Source organism: Rhizobium sp. P2_G9 (assembly GCF_056403475.1).
The window spans coordinates 14,045-35,254 of record NZ_JBFUFK010000001.1; the positions used below are offsets into that span (position 1 = coordinate 14,045).

General features: G+C 57.7%; 21 protein-coding genes. 6 read left to right on the forward strand and 15 right to left on the reverse strand.

The features are described from left to right. Positions 1 to 32: 32 nt before the first annotated feature. Positions 33 to 1,148 carry a glycosyltransferase family 4 protein gene (locus AC1DYF_RS00035; protein WP_477873939.1) on the reverse strand — a complete coding sequence of 372 codons (1,116 nt, stop codon included), beginning with the start codon at positions 1,146 to 1,148 and terminating at the stop codon, positions 33 to 35. Then, the gene (locus AC1DYF_RS00040; RefSeq protein WP_477873941.1) at positions 1,141 to 2,307 is read right to left on the reverse strand and encodes an acyltransferase family protein; all 1,167 of its coding nucleotides are present in this window, start codon (positions 2,305 to 2,307) and stop codon (positions 1,141 to 1,143) included. Before AC1DYF_RS00040 ends, AC1DYF_RS00035 begins: the two co-directional genes overlap by 8 nt. A 190-nt stretch (positions 2,308 to 2,497) precedes the next feature. Between AC1DYF_RS00040 and AC1DYF_RS00045 the strand changes: the two genes are divergently transcribed. From AC1DYF_RS00045 to AC1DYF_RS00055, 3 genes are read left to right on the forward strand one after another with little or no spacing between them, the layout of a single operon-like run. Next, complete coding sequence (locus tag AC1DYF_RS00045; RefSeq protein WP_477873943.1) at positions 2,498 to 3,061, forward strand: serine O-acetyltransferase; 564 nt, start codon at positions 2,498 to 2,500, stop codon at positions 3,059 to 3,061. Between the two features lie 20 nt (positions 3,062 to 3,081). Further along, positions 3,082 to 4,287 (forward strand): glycosyltransferase family 4 protein, encoded by a 1,206-nt coding sequence (locus tag AC1DYF_RS00050; protein ID WP_477873945.1) that lies wholly within the window; start codon positions 3,082 to 3,084, stop codon positions 4,285 to 4,287. Between the two features lie 53 nt (positions 4,288 to 4,340). Next, positions 4,341 to 5,060, forward strand: coding sequence for a class I SAM-dependent methyltransferase (locus AC1DYF_RS00055; RefSeq protein WP_477873947.1), 720 nt, complete (start codon positions 4,341 to 4,343; stop codon positions 5,058 to 5,060). A gap of 185 nt (positions 5,061 to 5,245) precedes the next feature. On the opposite strand, the gene AC1DYF_RS00060 is transcribed toward AC1DYF_RS00055, so the two are convergent. Further along, the gene (locus tag AC1DYF_RS00060) at positions 5,246 to 6,325 is read right to left on the reverse strand and encodes an acyltransferase family protein (RefSeq protein ID WP_477873949.1); all 1,080 of its coding nucleotides are present in this window, start codon (positions 6,323 to 6,325) and stop codon (positions 5,246 to 5,248) included. Between the two features lie 430 nt (positions 6,326 to 6,755). On the opposite strand from AC1DYF_RS00060, the gene AC1DYF_RS00065 reads away from it, so the two are divergent. Then, on the forward strand, positions 6,756 to 7,361 hold the full coding sequence (locus tag AC1DYF_RS00065; RefSeq protein WP_477873951.1) for a serine O-acetyltransferase: 606 nt from the start codon (positions 6,756 to 6,758) through the stop codon (positions 7,359 to 7,361). 626 nt (positions 7,362 to 7,987) lie between these two features. Here the strand turns inward: AC1DYF_RS00065 and AC1DYF_RS00070 are convergent. The 10 genes from AC1DYF_RS00070 to rfbC all read right to left on the reverse strand — a co-directional run bounded on the left by AC1DYF_RS00070 (position 7,988) and on the right by rfbC (position 19,170). Beyond that, complete coding sequence (locus tag AC1DYF_RS00070) at positions 7,988 to 9,340, reverse strand: hypothetical protein (protein WP_477873953.1); 1,353 nt, start codon at positions 9,338 to 9,340, stop codon at positions 7,988 to 7,990. A gap of 231 nt (positions 9,341 to 9,571) precedes the next feature. Beyond that, positions 9,572 to 10,663: a glycosyltransferase gene (locus AC1DYF_RS00075; protein ID WP_477873955.1), complete on the reverse strand. Its 1,092-nt coding sequence runs from the start codon at positions 10,661 to 10,663 to the stop codon at positions 9,572 to 9,574. A 241-nt stretch (positions 10,664 to 10,904) separates the two neighbouring features. Continuing rightward, positions 10,905 to 11,870 carry a glycosyltransferase family 2 protein gene (locus AC1DYF_RS00080; protein ID WP_477873957.1) on the reverse strand — a complete coding sequence of 322 codons (966 nt, stop codon included), beginning with the start codon at positions 11,868 to 11,870 and terminating at the stop codon, positions 10,905 to 10,907. Beyond that, positions 11,867 to 13,027, reverse strand: a complete 1,161-nt coding sequence (locus AC1DYF_RS00085; RefSeq protein WP_477873959.1) for a glycosyltransferase family 4 protein — start codon at positions 13,025 to 13,027, stop codon at positions 11,867 to 11,869. The genes AC1DYF_RS00080 and AC1DYF_RS00085 overlap by 4 nt, the downstream gene beginning before the upstream one ends. 8 nt (positions 13,028 to 13,035) lie before the next feature. Beyond that, the gene (locus AC1DYF_RS00090) at positions 13,036 to 14,409 is read right to left on the reverse strand and encodes a glycoside hydrolase 5 family protein (protein ID WP_477873961.1); all 1,374 of its coding nucleotides are present in this window, start codon (positions 14,407 to 14,409) and stop codon (positions 13,036 to 13,038) included. Between the two features lie 58 nt (positions 14,410 to 14,467). Beyond that, positions 14,468 to 15,694: a glycosyltransferase gene (locus AC1DYF_RS00095; protein WP_477873963.1), complete on the reverse strand. Its 1,227-nt coding sequence runs from the start codon at positions 15,692 to 15,694 to the stop codon at positions 14,468 to 14,470. A 48-nt stretch (positions 15,695 to 15,742) separates the two neighbouring features. Continuing rightward, positions 15,743 to 16,627: a glucose-1-phosphate thymidylyltransferase RfbA gene (rfbA, locus tag AC1DYF_RS00100; protein ID WP_477873965.1), complete on the reverse strand. Its 885-nt coding sequence runs from the start codon at positions 16,625 to 16,627 to the stop codon at positions 15,743 to 15,745. Beyond that, positions 16,627 to 17,526 carry a dTDP-4-dehydrorhamnose reductase gene (gene rfbD / locus AC1DYF_RS00105; protein ID WP_477874559.1) on the reverse strand — a complete coding sequence of 300 codons (900 nt, stop codon included), beginning with the start codon at positions 17,524 to 17,526 and terminating at the stop codon, positions 16,627 to 16,629. Before rfbD ends, rfbA begins: the two co-directional genes overlap by 1 nt. An 8-nt stretch (positions 17,527 to 17,534) precedes the next feature. Continuing rightward, positions 17,535 to 18,590 carry a dTDP-glucose 4,6-dehydratase gene (rfbB, locus tag AC1DYF_RS00110; RefSeq protein ID WP_477873967.1) on the reverse strand — a complete coding sequence of 352 codons (1,056 nt, stop codon included), beginning with the start codon at positions 18,588 to 18,590 and terminating at the stop codon, positions 17,535 to 17,537. 1 nt (position 18,591) lies between these two features. Next, positions 18,592 to 19,170, reverse strand: a complete 579-nt coding sequence (gene rfbC, locus AC1DYF_RS00115; protein WP_477873969.1) for a dTDP-4-dehydrorhamnose 3,5-epimerase — start codon at positions 19,168 to 19,170, stop codon at positions 18,592 to 18,594. A 524-nt stretch (positions 19,171 to 19,694) separates the two neighbouring features. Here rfbC and AC1DYF_RS00120 point away from each other — a divergent pair. Then, on the forward strand, positions 19,695 to 19,928 hold the full coding sequence (locus AC1DYF_RS00120; protein ID WP_477873971.1) for a DUF6429 family protein: 234 nt from the start codon (positions 19,695 to 19,697) through the stop codon (positions 19,926 to 19,928). Between the two features lie 61 nt (positions 19,929 to 19,989). On the opposite strand, the gene AC1DYF_RS00125 is transcribed toward AC1DYF_RS00120, so the two are convergent. Next, positions 19,990 to 20,343 (reverse strand): hypothetical protein, encoded by a 354-nt coding sequence (locus tag AC1DYF_RS00125; RefSeq protein WP_477873973.1) that lies wholly within the window; start codon positions 20,341 to 20,343, stop codon positions 19,990 to 19,992. Between the two features lie 305 nt (positions 20,344 to 20,648). On the opposite strand from AC1DYF_RS00125, the gene AC1DYF_RS00130 reads away from it, so the two are divergent. Continuing rightward, entirely contained in the window at positions 20,649 to 20,870 is a 222-nt protein-coding gene (locus AC1DYF_RS00130; RefSeq protein WP_477873975.1) for a hypothetical protein, read from the forward strand. A 95-nt stretch (positions 20,871 to 20,965) separates the two neighbouring features. Here AC1DYF_RS00130 and AC1DYF_RS00135 read toward each other — a convergent pair whose 3' ends face one another. Beyond that, entirely contained in the window at positions 20,966 to 21,196 is a 231-nt protein-coding gene (locus AC1DYF_RS00135; RefSeq protein WP_477873977.1) for a hypothetical protein, read from the reverse strand. Between the last annotated feature and the right edge of the window lie 14 nt (positions 21,197 to 21,210).

Genomic DNA, 21,210 nt, shown 5'->3' on the forward strand with positions numbered 1-21,210 from the left:
GACTGGCGGTGCGCCATGCCTATCTGACAGTGTCAGCGGGTGGCAAGAGCTTCCGCCTCGCGTGGTTCGGTCAAATGCCGCACCAGTTCAACGATCGCCAAGGCGCTTTGCCGCCAGGAAAACGCCTTGATTCGATCATGCGCCCGGCTGCGCAGGGTTTCGAAATCCGCACTCCGGTCGATCACCTTGCGCATCGCCTCCGTGATCGTCGCCGGCACCAGGGGATCAAAATAGAGCACGGCATCTCGGCAGACCTCACGCACGGAAGGTATGTCCGAAGCGATGACCGGCGCTCCGGCATTCATTGCCTCGAGCGGCGGAATTCCGAATCCCTCATACAGACTCGGAAAAACAAGGGCAGCGGTACTACGGAAAAGCGCCTGGTTTTCGGCATCCGACAGCCGTCCTGCGAAAATGACGCTCTCCGGCAGCGCCCCGAACTGTGTCGCCGCAAACGATCGCGCCAGGCCGCCGACAATGACAAAGGCGATATCCGTTCGGCCAAGCGCGAGAAAAGCCTCGATGGCGCGGCCCAGATTCTTGTTTGGCGCCGGCGAACCGATGAACAGAAGGAAAGGGCGCCCGACAAGCGACAGCCGATTGAGGACGGAAATGTCGGCCTCCGGCGCAGTCTCGGCAGCCACTGCATTCGGCACGATCGCAATATCGCCGGCAGGTACGTGGAGGACTTCTGAGAGTTCGCTGCGCGAGAATTCCGATACAGTCGCCAGCCGCGATCGCCTTGCCAGGGCGCGTCCCAGTGTCTGGTGAAGCGCGCGATAGGTCATCGAGAAATATTCTGGATGGCGATAAACGAGCGCGTCATGGATGACGGTCACCTGGCGCGGCTGCAGAACCGGGCCGGAATTGCAGAAATTGATCAAGACGCCATCGCGGCTGGCGCGCCAAAGGTCCCATTGCTCCCAAAGATGACCACCCGTCGAGCCGGTATTCGCAAACGGCAGGTGACGTAGAAAAGAGGGACACTCCACACTCTTGGGTGCCAGGACCTTCCACTGGAGAAGAGGATCGATTTTCGCCAGAGCATCGATCTCGCGCAGAATCATTCCCCCAAAGCGTTCGACGCCGGTAACGGGTCGTCCGAGAAAACGCCCGTTGACGTAGATTGGCGGTGCCGCTCTAGTCATGAAGTTCCACACTGCGTTCGATCGCCAAGGCCGGCGGTTGAATGCGGTTCGAAAGCCTGTTGAAGAAGGCGCGTCCCGGCTTTTCTATCCATTCATAGGTTACGGAAGCGATCGCAACGACCGTCGCCAGATAAGCGAGGGCGAGCAGATCGGTGGCGCCCGGAAATCCGAAATGGATCAATGGTTCAATGTCTCCTTGGATGGTCAGCGGAATGCCAAGTTTCGCTTGCAGCAGCCTGATCATCAGGAAAAGCGGGGCGAAGATAAGGAAATGCAGAAGATAGATGGAGTAGGAAAGACGCCCTAGAAAAACAAGCGGTCTCGTCTTGAGCCATCCGGAAACATTTCCGGTCTGGAAAGCGAAGACGATGACAACAACCGAGAAGGCGACGATGGAAATCGCTGTCTGGCTGGGATGGATATGAAAGGTGATCACCATCAACGCCGCCACTGCGATTTCCACCACCGTCGGTATGCGGACATCCTTCGCCCGCAGCCATCGGAACAATCGATAGGTCAGAACGCCCGCAGAAAAACCGACAAGGCATTGAACGAGGCCAAGACCGGACGTCTTTGTGATCCCGAACGGGAAACTCTCGAGGCATATGAGGGTCAGGCCGGACGCGAAAAGCACGATGGTCGCCGCATGCAAGCGATATTTGCCAAGCATGAACACGACTGCGAAGACGACATATGTATAATATTCGACGCTGATCGACCAGCTCGGCGCGTTCCAGGTCGGGTCGACGAACGGCACGACCGCCTGAAGCAACAGAATGTTGGCGACGAGAGACCCAATGTCATTGGTACCGGAGAACGCCGCCTCACTGCTTTGGAAGCCGTGGTGAACTGCTATTGCCTTCAGGCATTCGAGAGCGACGAAAAGCGAAAGAACGAAAATATGCAGCGGATAGAGGCGGCCGAAGCGACGCAGGAGAAACCGGCCGGCGCCCACAGCATCCGGCACTCTGTCGTAATAAGCGTGGGTGATAACGAAGCCGCTTAGAACAAAGAAGAAGGGAACTGCGAGATCCGCATTGCGAATCACCGAGATGCTGTACAGAAGCCCCGTCGCTTTGAAGTGGTACAGAGCGACGGCGATTGCTGCGAGCCCGCGCCAGGAGTCCAGCGCTTCGAACCGTTCTGCCTTTTTATCCATCAACAATCTCCGGGGCCGGGATTATCCACATATGGCGATAATCCCATTGACGAAAGCCGGATAATTCAGTTTGTTGCGTTGCACAATAATCATATTGTTAACAATTGGATCAGAGGAAAGCAATATAGCGATTGACGATCATTGCCGCGGTGAGCCACACCATGCGTCGAATCCGAATACGAGAAAGTCGATGAGCGCGGAAACCACATTTGAGAAGATAAGGGCTGATCTTCAGCGTCACGCCGACAGAGAGCGGCGGTCGGTGACGGTCCCTTTTGCATTGAGGATGTTCCTGCTAACCCCGGGCTTCCAGTTCGTATTTTCCTTCAGGGTGATGCAGGCCGTCAGGAAGGTTCCGATCGTCGGACGGCTCTTGCGCCGCGTCGTATGGTGGGCGAACGGTCGGATGTTCAGTTCCGAAATAGCGATCGTCACCGAAATTGCCGGTGGCCTCTACGTGCCGCATCCCTACGGCATCGTTGTCGGTAGCGCGACGATCGGCCACGGCGTGACCATTCTTCAGAATGTCACGATCGGCAAGCGCGGCGACGAGGAGAGCGATCCGCTGATCGAGGATGGTGTCGAACTGTTTGCCGGGGCGGTGGTGGTCGGCCCTGTCAGGCTTGGACGAAACGCCAAGATCGGCGCCAATTCGGTCGTCATCAGCGATGTACCGGAAGGCGCGACGGCAGTCGGTATCCCCGCTCGTATCGTCATGCCGAAGGAAAAGCCCCATGCCGTCAAAACGGCCTGATTTCCTGACATGAGGACGTAATGCGGATAGCGCTCTGCAACGCCATCTACGCGACGCCCGCTTACCCCAGAATCGTTGGCGGGGCGGAGATCTTCGTGCGGCAGTTCGCAGAAGCGCTCGCCGAGCAGGGCAATGAGGTGATCGCCATCCGTTTTTCGCCGAGCGGCGTCTACGAAACGGAGACCGTCAACGGCGTCACGGTGCATTTCGTGCCGGTCAGAAATCTCTTCCCGCCCTTCGAGGACAAGCGCAATGCGCTGCAGCGTACAGCCTGGCATGCGATCGACGATCGAGCTCCTGCCCATCCGCTTGTCGCCCGCATCTTGTCCGAATTCCGGCCGGACGTCCTGCATTCCAATACCTTGAACGGCTTGACGACGGGGGTCTGGAGCGCTGCCCGACATCTCGGGATCCCGATTCTCCACACGCTGCACGATTATTACCTCATCTGTCCGCGATGCTCCCGCTACAAGGGGGGGCATTCCTGCGAGACGACCTGCCGCTCTTGCAGCCTGCTGACGCCTGCCCGCCGTCGCCGCGCCGCCCTGGTTGATGGTGTCGTCGGTGTCAGTCGTCGCACGCTGGAGCTTCATACCGAGCACGGCGTATTCTCGGACGCGCGGTTCAAGCACGTGATCAGCAATGTCGCCAATCCGGCAATTACATTTTCGCCACAGCCGCTGCGCGAGGGACCGCTGACCATCGGCTATCTCGGGCGATTCTCGGAGGAGAAAGGGGTGCGGCTTCTGGCGCAGGCGGCCAGCCTCCTGGCGCCGGGCACGGTGCGTTTGCGATTGGCCGGCAATGTCTCCGCTGAGGAGAGGGCTCATATCCTGTCGCTGGCGCCTGATGTCGACATCGAATTCGTCGGCTTCGTCAGCCCCAATGCGTTCTATCCGACAGTCGAGGTCGTCGCCGTGCCTTCGCTCTGGGAGGAACCGAGCCCGCTTGCCCTCATCGATGCGCTGGCGGCCGGGCGACCGGTCATTGCCACGCCCTATGGCGGCTTGCCGGAAGTGGTCTCGGATGGGCTCACGGGCTGGATTGTCGCCGCCAATGCCGAGAAACTGGCCGGGGCGATGCAGGCGCTGCTCGACCATCCCGAAAAAATAGATCAAGCCCATCACGCACTCGTGCAAAGTTTTCACAGACGGACGCTGTCGGACATCATTGACGACTACCGGTCGGTTTATTTATCATTGCTTAACCAAAAGAATGGTGGCTGATTGCTGCTGTTGTCATAATCGCGACCTATCTTTTCGAGCAACGGAGTAGGACTGTGGCGATAATCGAAGGCAATGCGGACCGATATCTGAATGGCCAGTATTTCGAGGAGAACCCGGACTGGCACGAGGACGACGCCGAGTGGAAGGCCGGACATATCGAAGCGATGTTGAGGAAAGCCGGTATCCGAATCCGCAGCGTCTGCGAAGTGGGGTGCGGTACGGGCAAAATCGACGAACTGCTGGCTGCGACGCATCCGGATTGGCAGGTCTCAGGCTACGAAATTGCTCCTCAGGCCTACCAACGCTGCCTTTCACGTGTCGGCGAAAATCTGCAATTCGAGAATGGCAGTCCGTTCGACGGCGCGCGCCGCTTCGACCTCACCATGGCAATCGACGTGATAGAGCATGTCGAAAATCCGTTCGCCTTCATCCGCAGCATGGCGAACATCTCCGAATGGCAGCTGTTTCACATTCCTCTGGATATGAACGCGCTGGCCACCACGCGCGGCTGGGTGATCATGGATGCGCGCCGTAAGATCGGCCATCTGCATTACTTCACCCGCGATACCGCGCTGGCGCTGCTGGAAGAATGCGGATTGACCATCGTCGACAGCTTCTACACGCCCTGGGCGATCGACCAGTCGCACAAGAGCTGGAAGAAACGACTTGCCGCCATGCCGCGGCGCGTCGCCTTCGGCCTTGCACCTGATATCACGGTGCGCGCCGTGGGAGGCTGGTCGCTGATGGTGCTGGCGCGCTCTGCGGTGAATTGAACACGCAGCGCCAAGCAGACCTTCGTCGGCACGCCGGTGATTCATCCGCTTAGCGTTCGCTGTTTTGTCGCTGGTTCTTTCCGGAAACCCATGGAATACTTTTCCGGAACCTGCTTGGACCTTGCTACGCGCATAACCGAGATGCTTTCACCATCGCGCGTCGACCATTCGCGACGCGTAGCGCTTCATTCCGCAGGCGAGCGCGCCGATACCGGCTCCCCGATGCGCGACAGCCAGGCGCCGATAGGCTTTTCGACCACATAGTGGGTGGCGACCGCGCCGGCGATCGAGGCGATAATTGAAAGGCCGTAAACCAGTGGCAGGGGCAGACCTGCCTTTACGCCGACAACGGCGACGATCTTGGTTGCGAATGGATGAGTCAGATAGAGTGCATAAGAGGCGTTGCCGCCGATGGCGAGCAGCCGCATCACGCGATTCCTGATATTGGCGGCTGGAGTGAGCGTGACCGCGCCGGCGATCAATATCGCCGGTAGGCCGCCGGTGATCAGCCGCGGCAGGTAGTCGTAAGCATTGGTCTGAAAAAAGACGACCGCCAGCAGCAGGCCGGCGACAACCGAGGCTGAGGTCAGCGGCAGAGACATGCGCCGGCCGCTGAGGTGAACCGCAGCAAGCGCTATGCCAAGCAGGAACTCGCCGATCATCGAGCCGCCCCAGAACTTCAGCAGCCAGATCCTGTCCGGTGCCAGACCGGCGATGATCATCAGCACCACGAAAGAGCCCGTGAGCGCCGCGATCCCGATGCGTTTGGGCGCCAGGAGCGCCAGCGCGAAAGCGACGTAGAAGAACATCTCGTAGTTCAACGTCCAGCCGAGCGAGAGCAGGGGAAATGGAAATAGTTCCGGATCGTGAACGCGCAGCCATGGAATGAAGGCGTAGGATGCGGCAATATGTCCAACATCGAGAGCATTGTTTTTGACGAGGTTACCGGCAAACACGATCGAGACCAGGGTCAACGTCGTGCAGATCCAGTAGAGCGGCACGATGCGGATCAACCGCCGTCTGAGAAATCCGAGCGCAGCCCCTGGCTCGCCGAAGCGGTCATGCATCATATAATACATGATGAAACCACTGATGATGAAGAAGATATCGACGCCGAGGCCCCAATCGAAAGGCGAAGGAACCTCGAAGGTCCGTCCGATTCGCGCTGCAACCTCGCTGACCGCTACTCCGGCGTGGATGACGACGACGAGAGTGGCTGCAAAGAAGCGAAGTATCTGGACGTTGATCAGATATTTTCCGTGCATGTCGTTCCAAGAGTAGGTTGCAAACGCTCGCCGTTGAGCTGTTTTGCAGTGCGGTAGATTCGCAGGTTAGCCGCTTGCGGCGACATTGTCATCCCCATGTGACAGCAAGATGATTGCGTCATCCACACCGCCGTGCGTCCGCGACATCGTCTCTGACGGTCTTCTCACGAAAGCAATTTGACGATGATTATCTTTTGTCCATGGCTCGGTATTCGAACCAGCCCGACGATATCGACGACCGGTTGACGAAGCCTGTGCCGCGCCACAAGGGCGCGAATGGCGGCTGTTCAGATTTGCTTTTCCGGTGGAAGCCCGCCCGCCGACGCAAAATGCGGGCCGGGCATGCGGAGAAGACGTTGCCGTGACATGCGGGTTGAAATTCCGTGCGGAAAGGTTAGGGTCGCCATTGTGCACTGCAGGAGAAATGCCAATGAATGCTGTGGAGCAACAAAAAGCACTGGACGTTGGACGACTCGACTGCGAGGCCGAAACGATGGAAATAGGAAACCAAATGACGTTCTGGGACCTCGTGAAGACGGATTTACAGGCAAGCACGGGGTTTTCGAGCCGAGTGAGGGCGTTTTCAGCTTTCATCTTCAATCCTGGCTTTTCCACTGTTTTCCTGCATCGGTTGGCCGTAAAGCTGAAAACCGGCCCTTTCAGAAGGCTTGGGATCGTTATCTGGAGATGGAATGTCAGCCGCAGCGGTTGCCACATTCATCTCGACAGCAAGCTGGGGCCTGGCCTGATGCTTCCACACCCCGTCGGCATTGTGATCGGCGCCGGAGCCGAAATAGGAGCCAATGCGACGATCTTCCAGACAGTCACTGTGGGCAAAACCGGCAAATCGGAAACCTATCCCGTGATCGGCGACGATGTCACAATCTATCCGAATGCCGTGATCATTGGACCGATCCGTGTTGGAAACAGGGCTGTCATCGGTGCTGCTTCGGTCGTCGTGAAAGACGTTCCTGATGATGCGATCGTCGCCGGCAATCCGGCGCGTGTCCTGCGCATCGCGGCAGACGCCCAGTAGGGCTTAAACGCTTGATTTCAAGGCGGGTAACAAGCAGACATGCCCGCCAATAGGCGCACCGCGATGACAATGAATACTTTGGAGCGGCAAAGACGCGCGCCTGATCTGGGCTACCTCCAATTCGATCGCAGAGGCTTTGCCGACCCTACCCAAAAGTTTCCTTGCACAAACTCGATCGCTGAAGCGACGCAAATCACGATCGCGACGAGGACGATCGACCTTAGAGAGACGTTGTAGTCATAAGCGGTTTCTGGGCCAACCATTGGGTGACAATCCTGTTGGAAAATTCGTTAGCCGAAGTCTGTTGCGAGTATTGCATGCCGGGACTAACCGGCACTTGAACACGCCGTTCATTTCGCATTCACGAGCAGGCCACATGACCGCAGTGTTGCGTCACCGTGCCTGTCGACGGCTACAGAGACACAGCGAAACTGGTCGCATGGATCAGAAGTAGCCATGCACCGGTGGAGAATGTGAAGGCGGTGAGCCAGCCTTTTGCGCGTTCGGACATGATGAACCCCTCGTGGAACAGGGGCTATATTGGCACGCGCCGCTAAACATCACGTTCGGAAATAGGTTAAAATTTTAGCAGTCGTATCGTCTAATTACTTCGGCGGAGCAGCGCCTCACTCCGCCGGGCTCGGCGAGCCCCCGGAGCCGGAACCAAGTCCATCCGGGCGCCAAATCCTCTGCGGAGCCGCTGCCCTGCGGCGTTTTACGGTCCTGAAGACCTCGCTGACTGCATAGCCATAGACCAGCGTCGCATAGGACGGCCCATAGCACTGCACCGTTATCGAATAGATGTTCCACAGAAAAATCAGGAGCAGCTTGGTCTTGTCCTCAGTCCAGCTCAATGACTTGAACTGAAGCAGGAAGAATATAAGAACCGGGTACCCCATCATGACTGCGGTCGACAAATAGAAATTGTCGAGCGGTATATAATATTGTGCCAATGGCCCGTAAAACGCCATCGGATACGCGTAACATCCAATGCCGCACCCAACGAACAACCCGATTGGAAAATGATCGTTCAAGAAAATGAACGGTCCCTGCCAGGTGTTGTTGATGCGGTCCGCGAGACTCATCAAGTTTTGACTATAAGATGCTAAATCCACACCGCCCAGCAAGAGCATCAGCAAGGGTGGAACGGCGAGCGCCAGATAAGACAGCTTGGCAAGCGTTTTGATCAGCCGAGTCTCGGATCGGACTGGGAAGAAGGTTGTGTAGGAATAGTAAGCAAAATATACGAAAGCGAGCCCGATAGCCGTTTTGCTGGTTGTTGCATTCAAGGCGAAATAGACAAGTGGCCAGCACATGATATTGAAAATCTTGCCGTAATAAGGCGAGACCAGGACAAAGGTAAATAGCGTCATAAACCCGGCCATGGTACTGTCGCCGGCAAAGCCGCCATAGCGGATAGCGCCCCCCGTCCACCAAATCTTGGTCGTCGTACGTACGGAGTCGCCGATAGACAGGAACGATTGGCCATACCAGGGATATTGGACATAGGGATTAATTGCCGTCCCGATCGCCGAGAACAAAAATACCAGCAAAAGTATCGTCCGCACCCAGCGCTGCTCGGTAATGCTCCGCCCGTAGAAGCACATGCCGACAAACATCGGAATAAACATCTTCATGGACGAAAAGAATGCCAATAGATTATCGTTCATGAAGAAAACGCTGACAATCATTGACCATACGAACGCCAGCGTGAAGAAGATTCCGTTGAAGTTCTTGTCTTTGAAAAACTGCATGTAGATGAATATTCCAAGCGACACAAACGCCATCATGTCCGGAATAAACCAGATAAAGTCTGCATGCATGAGATGAAACACATAGCGGGCACTGCCTGTGAAACCATCCCGCAAGCAAAACAAAATAAACGTTATTACAGAGTACTTATAAAGGAGATCGCGGTCGTCCGCTCGCTTGTCCACCGTGAAGGACCGGGCTCCCATTTCGTCGACGGCTTGGTGCATTTCATGCTCTCATATGGCTGGACGATCGACGCCGCGATGGACAATTAACGATAGCAGCCAGCGGGCGTTATTCGAAGACGCCGGGACATTCTGCTGCTGTCGAACGCACGGTCCCTTACTTTTCTCGATGCTGGAGAAGGAGCCGATGGGACGGTTCCGATCGCGACGCGCATGTGCAGCTTCCCTTCAACATCCTGGGAATGAAAGCCTCTCCAAGGCGCATGGAGCTGCTCACGCTTCCTTGACGCGGTCCATGTCTGGCACGAATGCAGGACCCATCATGATTTCCGTGTAGATATCATCAATCTGCTGCACCATGCGATCCGAGGTGAAGGTTGATATGAATCGATGATAACCTTCGACGCCGACCTTGCGTAGCTCTTCCCTATTAAGCTCTTTCAACTTATTTTGCAATGCAGCAGGGTCATCGGCTGGCACGACATAGCCGTACTGTCCATCCGCGAGAATTTCCTTGAGACCTCCGACCGACGACGCGAGAACGGGTATGGAGAGCCGCATTGCCTCGACCGCGACGAGCCCGAAACCTTCCCACCGCGACGGCACGACGAGAATGTCACAGCTCCGCATCTGTGCCGCGACGCCGTCGCGATCCAGCCAGCCGAGCCTCTCCACGCAACTGGGAAGCGGGTTGGGCATGGCAAGTTCACCCAGGGCGAAATCGCCGACCAGCCTTACGGAGACTTTGTCCTCGATGCCCGTTACCGCTTTGAGGAGGACGTCGACACCCTTCTGATGGTCGAAGCGGCCGGCGAACAGGACACGGATTCGGTCGTCTTCCCAGACTGCGGGCTTTACGCTGGGCACGTTTCTGTCGATGCCATTCGGGATGAGCCGGAGCTTTGTCGGCGGAAGCCCGAGCTCGATCGCGCGCGCATAGTCATGATTGGAGATTACGACGATCCGATCCGGAAACCGGGCGAGCCAACGCTCGATCCTTGCCGCCATCGACCGGATATAGGGCGTGTGGGTCATGTCGACCGACCAGCCATGCGGGCAAAAAACGATGCTGGATCGGTTAGGGTTGCGCAGTATCCGCACCAATGCGCCGGCGATGGAGGAATGCGCATGCACGATATCGGGTTTGTAACTGGCTAGCTCGCGCAGATATCGCTGCGCCAGGAAAAACGAACCGGCAATCCGCGATGGGCGAGAGAAGGTGACAATGCGAGGTCCTGCGGCGAAAATATTCTTTTCGACGAAACCGAGCTGATTTTTCGGTACAAGAAGTGTGACATTTTCACGGCCGTATTTCTCGACCTGATGCGGAATGAGTTCGGAAAGATACGATCCAGTCCCGCCCACCACACTTTCGCATACGTGAAGTATCTTCACATGGACCAACCGCTTACGGACCTCCGACTTGACAATTTATAGTTTTCCGCTTGGGCTTTACGCCGGTTCCCCTATCACCAGTTCTATATGCGGCCAAGAAAAATATCTTAACGTTGCATAACATGTGCGTGTTGCTTTTTCGTGGGCATGTCGGCTTCGGTTCGTATACGAAAAAGCATCCATCACAGATGTCTCCTCTCTGCTTTGCCCATCACGACCTGCAATTCACAATCTTTTGGATTCCTGGCGATTTCATGAGCGGCAGAGTATAGCGCTTTCTAAACAGCAGGAGGCTTCTTATGTGTGTTCGGCCGGCGAACGTCAACGGACCTGCCGAGCTGGAACGCTGGTGGTCGTGAACGAGCTGTGCCCCAGGATAGCAGATCACGCGCTTGCCTGCACGCCAGACGCGAGCGCAAAGATCGACATCTTCCATGTAGAGGAAATAGCTTTCGTCCATGCCGTCGAGTTTTTCATAGAGGTCGCGGCGTATGACGAAGCCGGTTCCCATGACCCAGTCGGCATCGAAGGGATGTTCGCCGATCCAGGCGTCACGCATCAGGTGGCGGTCGATTCGGCGCTGCATCATTTGCCCGGCCTGCTTCACCCGGCGTGCGAACACATCCATGAGCGAATAGAAGCGCCGTGCGGAATACTGCCTGCTACCATCAGGGTTTATCAGATCGAGGCCGACAATCCCCACATCCTCATTGGCCTCCATGTGGTTCAGTACGGTCGAAACGCTGTCGAATTCGAAATAGGTGTCGGGATTAAGGACGAGGAGGTAGCGGCCCGTGGCGTTGCGGAAGCCGACGTTCACACCGGCGCCGAAACCGCCATTGTGGGAGGCCGCGACAAAGACGACCTCCGGCGGAACCCCTTTTTGGATCCGCTCGAGCGAGCCGTCCTGAGAGTAATTGTCTACAACCAGGATTTGGTCGGGCCGGGCGACACCCGCGGCGACGATTGAATTGACGCAACGTATCGTGAGGTCAGAGGTTCGATAGTTGACCACAATCACATTCAAATTTGAAGTGTCACCCATGCTTCGCCTCAGTTTCCTTGGCTTACCAAACTTATAACGTCTTTTGAGCTGTCTGATCAACTCAACACTACGAAAGGAATAGTTTTTTGAATCTAAAGTAAATTCGTCGCCGTTGCTGTTGTGCGGTGTCATCGGTCCAGTCCCCTGAGCAATGCTCCAGCCACCTGCTTCGGGTCGAAGGCGTGGCGAATGTTGTTGGCGGTCTCCGGGGCAAGCCGCGCCCCGGAACGTATGACCTCGCGCAGCTGCTCGGCCCATATATCGGCGTCAAGCGGCTGGTCGACATAGACAGCCTCGCCCAAGGTCACTTCCGGCAAAGACGTAACGGCGCTGACAACGGTCGGCACACCGAGCCCCATCGCTTCCGCCGCAGGCATGCCGAAGCCCTCGTAGATGGACGGGAGCGCGAATACCCGCGCGTTGCGGTAAAGCGCGCCCAGCTCAGCGTCGGAGACGATCCCGGTCAGCTTGATACGGGATGCCGATCGGGCACTGGCGTTTTCGGCGATCATCCGGTGCTTCTCATCGGATTCCTTGCCGGCAAGATAGAGATGCAGGTCCGGCTCGCTCTCGGCAATCCGGTCGAAGGCCTTGATCAGCGTCGACAGGTTCTTCTGCGGGAAGGGGTGGCTGACGGTGAGAATATACGGCTTTTTTACCAGTTCCGTCACCGCATCGCCGGCCGGAGTCCCATCCTCAAATCTGCCCCACTCGATCGCGTTGTAAATAACCTTGCATTTCGCCGCCGCTTCCTTGCCAAAATACTGCTCGACGAAATTCTTCTCGGATGTCGAGATCAGGAAAACGACATCGGCGCTCCGGAACATGCGCGGCAGATAGAAGTCCAGCCAGGCACGCCGTTTCTGGGTGTGGAAATGCGGCAATACCTTGTATTGGACGTCATGCAGGAGCACGGCGCAACGCGTTTTCCTCAAGCGTGGCGGCAGGAAATAGTTCGGATAAAGCGCCCAACCCTGCTTGTGGGCGCGCCATTCATACATCGTCTCTTCAAAGAAGCGGCTGTTCTTCGGTCCAGGCAGCGGCGGCATTCTGAGCTGCCGGACATGCTGCGCCGATGCCATCCAGCTCTGGAATTCTGGGGAGAAGCGGTCGGCATCCGCATAGGCCAGGGTCAGCTTGGCAGGCGTTTTCGCCAGACCATGCACCAGATTGTATATTGACGATTCCGTCCCGCCGATCTTGTGGTGGCGCACGGAAAACAGGGGAACCGTCAGGTCGACAGCGGGGACTTCGACATTGGCCGAAGCCGTTTCAAAGGGGGATCGCACGGCATAATTCATCGTTGTTGTACCACCTTGATCCTGACCGTTGCCGAACTGTCGGCCGTGTAGATGACTGGAACATGCCCCAGTTCTCCGGGAGCAGTGCCCGGGCTGAGCACTTGATCACACATCGTCTTGCCACCGGTCGCGCCACTCAGAGAGAAGCGAGTTGCTTTATTCGAAGAGGTCCACAGCGCGATCGTCTGCCGTCCCTCACGCGTTGCCCTCATGAGGAAGACCGTAGGAAACGGGCGCTCGACCTGGACGAAATCCGCGTTTCGCACAATGGCGGCCGCCTCGCGCACGAAGCATTCCCCCGGCTTGGGCTTGTTGTCATAGGTGAACAGGCCAAAATTGTTTTCCGGGTCCGTGGGATCCGGGCCGATGTTCTTGAGTTCATGCTGCCAGATGCCTTTGATCCAAGGCAGGGAGGAGGCCTGCAGGATAAATTGTGAGAAATTTACCGCCGCATCGTTGGGGTCGACAGCACATTTGCCTTTGTGCGTCGGCCAACCAAACTCGGTGACGTAGATCGGAGTCGTTCGGCCGCCGCGGATATCTTTCAGCGCAGACTGCAGCAGCTTGGCGCGCTCGATCAACTCGTTGGCCGTGCGTTTCGGAGCCTTCAGGCAATGATTGTAAAGATGAATTGACAATCCATCCGCGCTGTCAAGGGCGCCCTCGCGGACGATTGCCCGTGCCCAGGCCCAATCGACATCATCGCCGACCGCGCCGACCAGGATCGTCGCTTCGGGAGACTGGCGGCGGATTTCCCGCACCGCCGCCTTGGCGACGCGCACATAATGGACGGCCGCGCGTGGATCGGACGCTGGTCCTTCCCCGGTCAGGCGCGGCATGTCCACACCGGTGCCGATGCCGATATTCCACTCGTTCCAGATTTCGTAGATGGGCTTGTAGGGCGCCATCGCCTCGGTGGCCTTGTCGAGATAGCTTTGGAAGGAGCGCAAGGCATCATCGGAAATCGGCGGCACGCCGCCGGGCACGAAGCTGTTTGTCAAGCCGACATTGATCAGCGGCCTGAGACCCGCAGCCTGCGGCAGAAAGTTCATCAGCCGTTGTGATTTCGTCAGCACCGGCCCGTTCTTTGCCGTGAAGTCGAAGGACTGCCAGGGCAGATAGTCGCGGAACGAATTGGCCCCGATAGCATGCAACTGCTCCAACCCGACCTTGGCCGACGTATAGCCATACTCGTGGACGGTACCAAAATGCGTGTTGGCGCCGATCAGAAGCGGCGTTTCACGCTTGGCCGGGTGTATATCGGGGGAGAAAATCACGGTCTTCGTCTGACCGGGACTCGCGGAAGGCATGGCAAGCAGCAGCGCGAAGCTGGCAAGCAGGCATGACATTCGCCTCGTGATTTTCACCATTGGAAATTGCATCTCGTCTCTCGTTCGTGTGGCTATCGCGCCGCCTCGTGCACTCTGCTCAGGCCGTCTTCACTCCCTTGAAGTTCTTGATTTCCTCGATGAACTGCAGATAGCGCTGGCCCAGATAATCCTGATCGAATTCGCCGGCACGGCGGGCGGCGTTGTCCTGGAACCGGGCCAGCAGGCCGGGTTCGGACAGGATTCGTTCCAGCGCGCGCCGCCAGGCCTCCGTGTCGCCTGCCGGGATGATGAAGCCATTGTCGTCGTGCTTGACCAGTTCGGGGATGCCTCCGGAATCGCTGCCCAGCACCGGCACGCTGAGGCCGAGCGCCTGAATCACCACGCCCGGCGAATTCTCGAACCAGATCGACGGGATGCAAAGCATGTCTGCCGCTGCTATGTGGTTGATCGCGTCCTGCAGCGGCAGGTGTCCGGTGAATTTCACCCAGTCGTGGCGTCCGTAGCGTTCGCGTAGTGCCGGCTCATAGCCGCCGCCGCCGACAATATCGAAGGTGAAATTATATTTCGCCCGAAGCGGCTCGGCGGCGTCGAGCAGCACGTCGATGCCTTTCGATTCGTGCAGGCGACCGGCATAGACGAAACGAACGCCGTCGGCCGGCTCCCGCTTCACTGTCGGCGCCGGATATTTATTGGCGTTGAGGATGTGAGCGTGCGGGTAGTCCTTGAGCGGCTGGTACTTTGCGTTTTCTTCCAGGTTGGCGAGCGACGGGGAACTGAAGCCGATGCGTGGCATCGAGCGGATGCCCCGGCGCTTGACTGCCACTGAAAGCTTGCAGGGGAAGCACTGCCCTTCACAATTCTTGTTGTTGGCAAAGCGGTTCATGCGGAAGCAGGAGAGCGCCATGTCCGGCATGACATAGAGCGCCGGAATGTTGCGCTTGCCGAGTTCCTGCAGCACGTTGTGGCCTATGCCGGTCAGATAGTGGATGTTGCAGAAGTCCGGCTTGAAAGCATCGAGCACCCGCCCGACGATCGTCGGGTTGCGAGGATCGAGATGATCCTGCAGATGCCAGAGCGGCTTCAGATATTTCTGTTCGACGCGGCCTTGCTTGAAGATCGGATAGGGGCGCGGCATATAGATGCTCCACACCCGCATGCCGTCGACCATTTCGCCGTCCTTGACTTCCTCGGGCGTTTTCGCGGCCATCAGCACGCCGATCTCATGGCCTTGCTTCAGGAGCCAGCTCGAAAGATTGAATGCCGATATCTCTGCACCGCCCAGCACATTGGGAGGGAACATGGCAGATATAACCAGAATTCGCATCACTATTCCTTCTTCCTGTCCGGTCTCGTCCTGTGGCCGTCGGGTCGATCAGACGCCTAGGCCGTATCGGTCTGTCCCAATCTGCTTGAGATATTGACCATAGGTGCTCTTGCCGAGTTCTGCGGCCAGCTTCTGCAATTGGTCTTCGCTGATATAGCCGAGACGATAGGCGATCTCCTCCGGGCAGGCGATCTTGAAGCCCTGGCGTTTTTCGAGGCTCGAGACGAAATTCGACGCGTCGATCAGGCTGTCGGGGGTGCCGGTGTCGAGCCAGGCATAGCCGCGGCCCATGAGTTCGACCGAAAGTTGGCCGCGCTCCAGATAGATACGGTTGACATCGGTGATCTCGAGCTCGCCGCGCGCCGAGGGCTTGAGATTGGCAGCGATGTCGACGACCTGCTCATCGTAGAAATAAAGCCCGGTCACGGCCCAGTTGGATTTCGGCTTGGCCGGCTTTTCCTCGATCGAAATCGCGCGCATGTCGGAATCGAATTCGACCACGCCGTAGCGCTCCGGATCGGTGACATGATAGGCGAAGACGCGTGCGCCTTGCTTTTTGGCTGAACCGAGGCGAAGCAGTTGCGGCAGACCGTGGCCGTAATAGATGTTGTCCCCGAGGATCAGTGCCGAAGGGCCACCGGCGACGAAATCGGCGCCGATGATGAAGGCCTGGGCCAGGCCGTCCGGGCTCGGCTGAACCGCATAGCTGATCGAAATACCCCACCGATTGCCGTCACCGAGCAGGGCTTCGAAGGCCGCGCGGTCGTGAGGCGTGGTGATGATCAGGATGTCGCGAATGCCGGCGAGCATCAGCGTCGTCAGCGGATAGTAGATCATCGGCTTGTCGTAGACAGGCATCAACTGCTTGGAGACCGCCTTGGTGATCGGATAAAGGCGCGTTCCAGAGCCGCCTGCGAGGATAATTCCCTTCATTATGGATTCCCTTTACTTCTGGCGACAAGCCGGTCAAGCACGGCCTCGGTCGATTGCCGCCAGTCCGGAAGGGTAATGCCATAGGCATGCCCCAGGCGGGCGGTCGAAAGCCTCGAATTGGCCGGGCGGCGCGCCGGCGTTGGATAATCGGCCGTGGTGATCCTCTCGACGGTGACGGTCTTGCCCGTCCGGGCCTCGAGGCCAGCGAAGATCGCCTCGGCGAAATCGGCCCATGTGCCGCTGCCGCTGCCGGCGAGATGGAAGATGCCGCGCAGCGACGGATCGGCGTCGGCCGTCATCCGCCGCGCCACCGCGATCACCGCATCTGCGATGTCGAGGGCGCTGGTCGGCTGGCCTTGCTGGTCGGCCACCACGCGCAACGTGTCGCGCGTTTCAGCGAGCCGAAGCATCGTCTTGACGAAATTGGCGCCGAACGGCGAATAGACCCAGGCGGTGCGCAGGATGGCGTGATTGCCGGTCGCGCCGAGCACGCGCCGTTCGCCTTCGAGTTTCGAGCGCCCGTAGGCCGAGGTCGGCCCGGTCGGGTCGGTTTCGACATAGGGGGCGTGCTTGTCGCCGGCGAACACATAGTCGGTTGACAGGTGGATGATGGGAATGCTGAGCCGGGCCGCGGCCTCCGCCACGGCGCCTGCGCCATCGGCATTGACGGCGAAGGCAAGCTCGGGTTCGCTCTCGGCCTTGTCGACGGCGGTATAGGCTGCCGCCGAGACGATGACATCGGCCTTGGCGCTGTCCAGCGCCTTCGCCACCGATTCGGCATCGGCGAGATCAAGCTCCGGACGGCCGACGGCGATCACATCGACGTCGTCCAATGCCGTTGCCCTTTCGACGAGTGCGCTGACCACTTGGCCCGTTTTGCCTGTTACGACGATCCGCATGCGCAAGATTAACCCCGTTTGATCAGGCCGAGACGCTCGCCACTATAGACGCCGTCCCTGAGTGGCCGCCACCACCATTCGTTTTCCAGGTACCATTGTACCGTATTGCGAATGCCGGTGTCGAAGGTTTCTCGCGCCTTCCAGCCGAGCTCGGCCTCCAGTTTGCTTGCGTCGATCGCATAGCGCGCATCATGACCGGGCCGGTCCGTGACGAAATTGATCAGGCTGCGATGCTTGGCGTCCTTGGGCGCAAGTTCATCGAGCAGGTCGCAGATGCATTCGACGACGTCGATGTTTCGCCGCTCGTTACGGCCCCCGACATTATATTTCTCGCCGATGCGGCCGCGGCTCGCGATCAGGTGCAGCGCCCGGGCATGATCCTCGACATAGAGCCAGTCGCGGATATTGGCGCCCGCGCCGTAGACGGGGAGGGGCTGGCCGGCCAGCGCATTGAGGATGGTCAGCGGGATCAGCTTTTCCGGAAAGTGGAACGGCCCGTAATTGTTGGAGCAGTTCGACACAACGACCGGCAGGCCATAAGTCCGCTGCCAGGCGATCGCCAGATGGTCGCTGGCCGCCTTCGAAGCGGAGTAGGGCGAGGACGGATCATAAGGCGTGAGTTCGTGGAAGAGGCCGTCTTCGCCAAGCGAGCCATAGACTTCGTCCGTCGAGACATGCAGGAACCGAAAGGCTTCTTTTTCCGCTTCCGGCAACCCATTCCAATAATGCCGGGCGGCCTCCAGCAAGCTGAAAGTGCCCATCACATTGGTCTCGACGAAGGCGCCCGCGCCGCTGATCGAGCGGTCGACATGGCTTTCCGCCGCCAGATGCATGATTCGATCCGGGCGGAAGCTCTCGATGGCGCTGGCCATCTTGGCCTGATCGCAGATGTCCGCCTTCAGGAAGCGGTAATTCGGTGCGTTCTGGATCGATGTCAGCGAGGCGAGATTGCCGGCATAGGTCAGCTTGTCGACGTTGAGCACTTCGGCGCCGATGTCGCGCACCAGATGCCGCACGAGCGCAGAGCCGATAAAACCTGCCCCACCAGTTACAAGTATACGCATGTCACGACTCCTTGGAAGAGGGGCGGTAGGTGAAGGATGGCGGCAAGTCCGCGAGCTTGGGCTGCACCGCGTCCTTGCCGGAGAGCACGACGTTATCCAGATCGATGGGCCATGCAATGCCGATGTCGGGATCTTCCCAAAAAAGGCCGCGGTCATCCTTGGCGCTATAGGGGGCGGTCACCTTGTAATGGATGATTGTGTCCGGTTCGAGTGTTGCAAAACCATGGGCGAAGCCGGCTGGAATCCACAATTGTTCGCCATTGTCGGCCGAAAGCGTCGCGCCGACCCATTTGCCATAGGTGGGCGAGCCTTGCCGGATATCGACGGCGACATCGAAAATCGCTCCCGCAATGCAACGTACGAGCTTGCCCTGCGCAAACGGCTCAAGCTGAAAGTGCAGGCCGCGCACGGTACCAGGCTGCGCCGACAAAGATTGATTGTCTTGCACGAATTGCACATCCGCGACATTCTCGCGGAACCAACCGTCCTTGAAAACCTCGGAGAAATAACCTCTTGCGTCGCCGAACCGGGCGGGAGTGATCTTGCACACATCGTCGATGGCAAGGCGTTCGATCTGCATCATCATCCTTCCAATTTTTGACATTGGTTAAAACCGTTCATGACGCATTTCAAGCAAAAAATGTTGCGTTGCACAATGTGTCTCGGCTTAAAAATATCCAAATTGGCTGATTCTGCCCGCTGTCGTTGAGGCATCGGGAGCAATTTTCACCGGGATTTTCAGATGGTTAATCAAACCTTACGGATACTCGTGTACTTTTTCCGGATCGACTTGCAATAGGCAAATCATCCCTCACGGTGATCAGTCCGAGATCAAAAAGTACAACTTCCATCGCAGATGGCAATGTTCAAGCCGAGGCCGGCTCTTGGGAAAGCCGCGGTTGCGGGCGCAAATGTCAGGCCTCGATAGCTGGTCGCCTTCGCAATATCTTGCCTCGGCTTGAAAAGCGAACGGTGGCCAGGCCGACGCCGGCCAATAAGACGGATATCGATCGCAACGCGCCGGGATTTTTTCCTTGGGGAGTTGCGACTTAAACACTCCGAATGCCGTAGGATATCGGATGGCGGGTATGTTATCATCGCGGCATGGAGATCGACGAGGACAAGATCGACGAGGCCGTCCTGGCGCTACTATGGCTGACGCTGCATGACGGGCGTCGCGTGTGGAAAGGTTTTGATTGGGACACGCTGGATCGATTGTTCAAGAAGGGCCTGATAGGCGATCCGGCGAACAAGACGAAATCATTGGTCTTGACCGATGAAGGCCTCCAGCGCTCGGAGGAACTCTTTCAAGCATCGTTTGCGCGGCCGCCGCGATAGCAGCCTTTTCACTTTCTGACCTGATGTGCGTCCGTGGATGACGCGTCAAAAAACGCTGTCGCTATGGCATGTATTTGATTTCAATCGGACTGCCGTCGCGTTGGCATATATTGGTCGCGTAAACGGTCATGTCCTTCTTGATATAAAATTTCCTGCGTAAGTCCTGTGGATTGTTCCAGTCCATCATGAAGGTGAATTGGCAGTCTGACCAATCGTTGTCGATCCTCACCGTTTCGATGTCGTTGGCACCGATAGGAAAAACGATCAGGTTCTCCGTGCTGGGCGTGAGATCGCTTGCCCAGGCGAACAGCCGATAGATTGGTTTGTCACTCGCATTGCGGATGCGAATTTCCTCGGCAGAGGCCGGAGATGCAATCAGACAAGATAAGAAGAGGGAGCACACTGTTCGTCGCACGCTTGCTCCTTTCTGCGTTCGATGACGTCCGAGCCCTTATTGGATAGGGCTGGCTGTGAAAATCTCGCTCCGAGGGACCTTTGTCAATGCCAAAGACGATTCGTAATGGCAATTTCACAAACCGCGTCGGATCAGATGCCCTCCAAGAATGCCGGAAACCAAGGTCGGAACATGCAGATTCCCGGAATTTTCACACGTCGTTTGCTCGTCTGGCGCGGGGTAGAGGCTTCCTTTTTTCGTTCTGCGTTTCCGGCCGGTGAAAATATTGGGGTTGTAACGGGCGGGTGGATCTCTATGTGAGGGGGATGAGTATGCCTGCAAATGTCGCCGAATGGTTCCGTCGCGCCGATCAACTCGGGCCGAGCGGTCGCGTCTGGTTGATCGACGTGTTGGTCGACGATGCCCAGGCACGACAGCTTGTTCATCTTATCAAGCGTGGCGAAATTTCTGTCAGGCGGGTCGCGCACGGCGGGACCGCGATGCTTGAGGTCACGCGCCAGGACGAACGTGCCGAGGCGCTCGATTGAACCTGCGCCATCAGCTCCGGTCCGCGCTTTCGGTTCCGCTGTCTCGCATTATCGGGCGTCTGTGCCGTCTGCGTCGGCCTTGAGCTGTGACGGGTTCAATCCCTCAGCACGGGAGTTTGATGCACTTGCCGGGACAAGGCAGCCAAGCGCCGTTTGAGGAAGAGCCGCTCGAGAACTTCGACAGCGGTGATGCAGCAAATCATGGCCGCGATGACGATAATCGATCCGATGGAGATGCCGTGGTCGTAAGCATTATTGCTGTCCACCGTGGCGCGATCTTTGCCATCGCCGACATTGCCGTTATTCGCGTCGGTATTGTTTGCCATCACACAATCCTCCT

Excerpts from the sequence above, each read along its gene's own strand:
- AC1DYF_RS00035 (WP_477873939.1), bottom strand. The coding sequence starts at position 1,148 with ATGACTAGAGCGGCACCGCCAATCTACGTCAACGGGCGTTTTCTCGGA.
- AC1DYF_RS00040 (WP_477873941.1), bottom strand. The coding sequence starts at position 2,307 with ATGGATAAAAAGGCAGAACGGTTCGAAGCGCTGGACTCCTGGCGCGGG.
- AC1DYF_RS00045 (WP_477873943.1), top strand. The coding sequence starts at position 2,498 with ATGAGCGCGGAAACCACATTTGAGAAGATAAGGGCTGATCTTCAGCGT.
- AC1DYF_RS00050 (WP_477873945.1), top strand. The coding sequence starts at position 3,082 with ATGCGGATAGCGCTCTGCAACGCCATCTACGCGACGCCCGCTTACCCC.
- AC1DYF_RS00060 (WP_477873949.1), bottom strand. The coding sequence starts at position 6,325 with ATGCACGGAAAATATCTGATCAACGTCCAGATACTTCGCTTCTTTGCA.
- AC1DYF_RS00065 (WP_477873951.1), top strand. The coding sequence starts at position 6,756 with ATGAATGCTGTGGAGCAACAAAAAGCACTGGACGTTGGACGACTCGAC.
- AC1DYF_RS00070 (WP_477873953.1), bottom strand. The coding sequence starts at position 9,340 with ATGCACCAAGCCGTCGACGAAATGGGAGCCCGGTCCTTCACGGTGGAC.
- AC1DYF_RS00080 (WP_477873957.1), bottom strand. The coding sequence starts at position 11,870 with ATGACACCGCACAACAGCAACGGCGACGAATTTACTTTAGATTCAAAA.
- AC1DYF_RS00090 (WP_477873961.1), bottom strand. The coding sequence starts at position 14,409 with ATGGTGAAAATCACGAGGCGAATGTCATGCCTGCTTGCCAGCTTCGCG.
- AC1DYF_RS00095 (WP_477873963.1), bottom strand. The coding sequence starts at position 15,694 with ATGCGAATTCTGGTTATATCTGCCATGTTCCCTCCCAATGTGCTGGGC.
- rfbA (WP_477873965.1), bottom strand. The coding sequence starts at position 16,627 with ATGAAGGGAATTATCCTCGCAGGCGGCTCTGGAACGCGCCTTTATCCG.
- rfbD (WP_477874559.1), bottom strand. The coding sequence starts at position 17,526 with ATGCGGATCGTCGTAACAGGCAAAACGGGCCAAGTGGTCAGCGCACTC.
- rfbB (WP_477873967.1), bottom strand. The coding sequence starts at position 18,590 with ATGCGTATACTTGTAACTGGTGGGGCAGGTTTTATCGGCTCTGCGCTC.
- rfbC (WP_477873969.1), bottom strand. The coding sequence starts at position 19,170 with ATGCAGATCGAACGCCTTGCCATCGACGATGTGTGCAAGATCACTCCC.
- AC1DYF_RS00120 (WP_477873971.1), top strand. The coding sequence starts at position 19,695 with ATGGAGATCGACGAGGACAAGATCGACGAGGCCGTCCTGGCGCTACTA.
- AC1DYF_RS00130 (WP_477873975.1), top strand. The coding sequence starts at position 20,649 with ATGAGTATGCCTGCAAATGTCGCCGAATGGTTCCGTCGCGCCGATCAA.
- AC1DYF_RS00135 (WP_477873977.1), bottom strand. The coding sequence starts at position 21,196 with ATGGCAAACAATACCGACGCGAATAACGGCAATGTCGGCGATGGCAAA.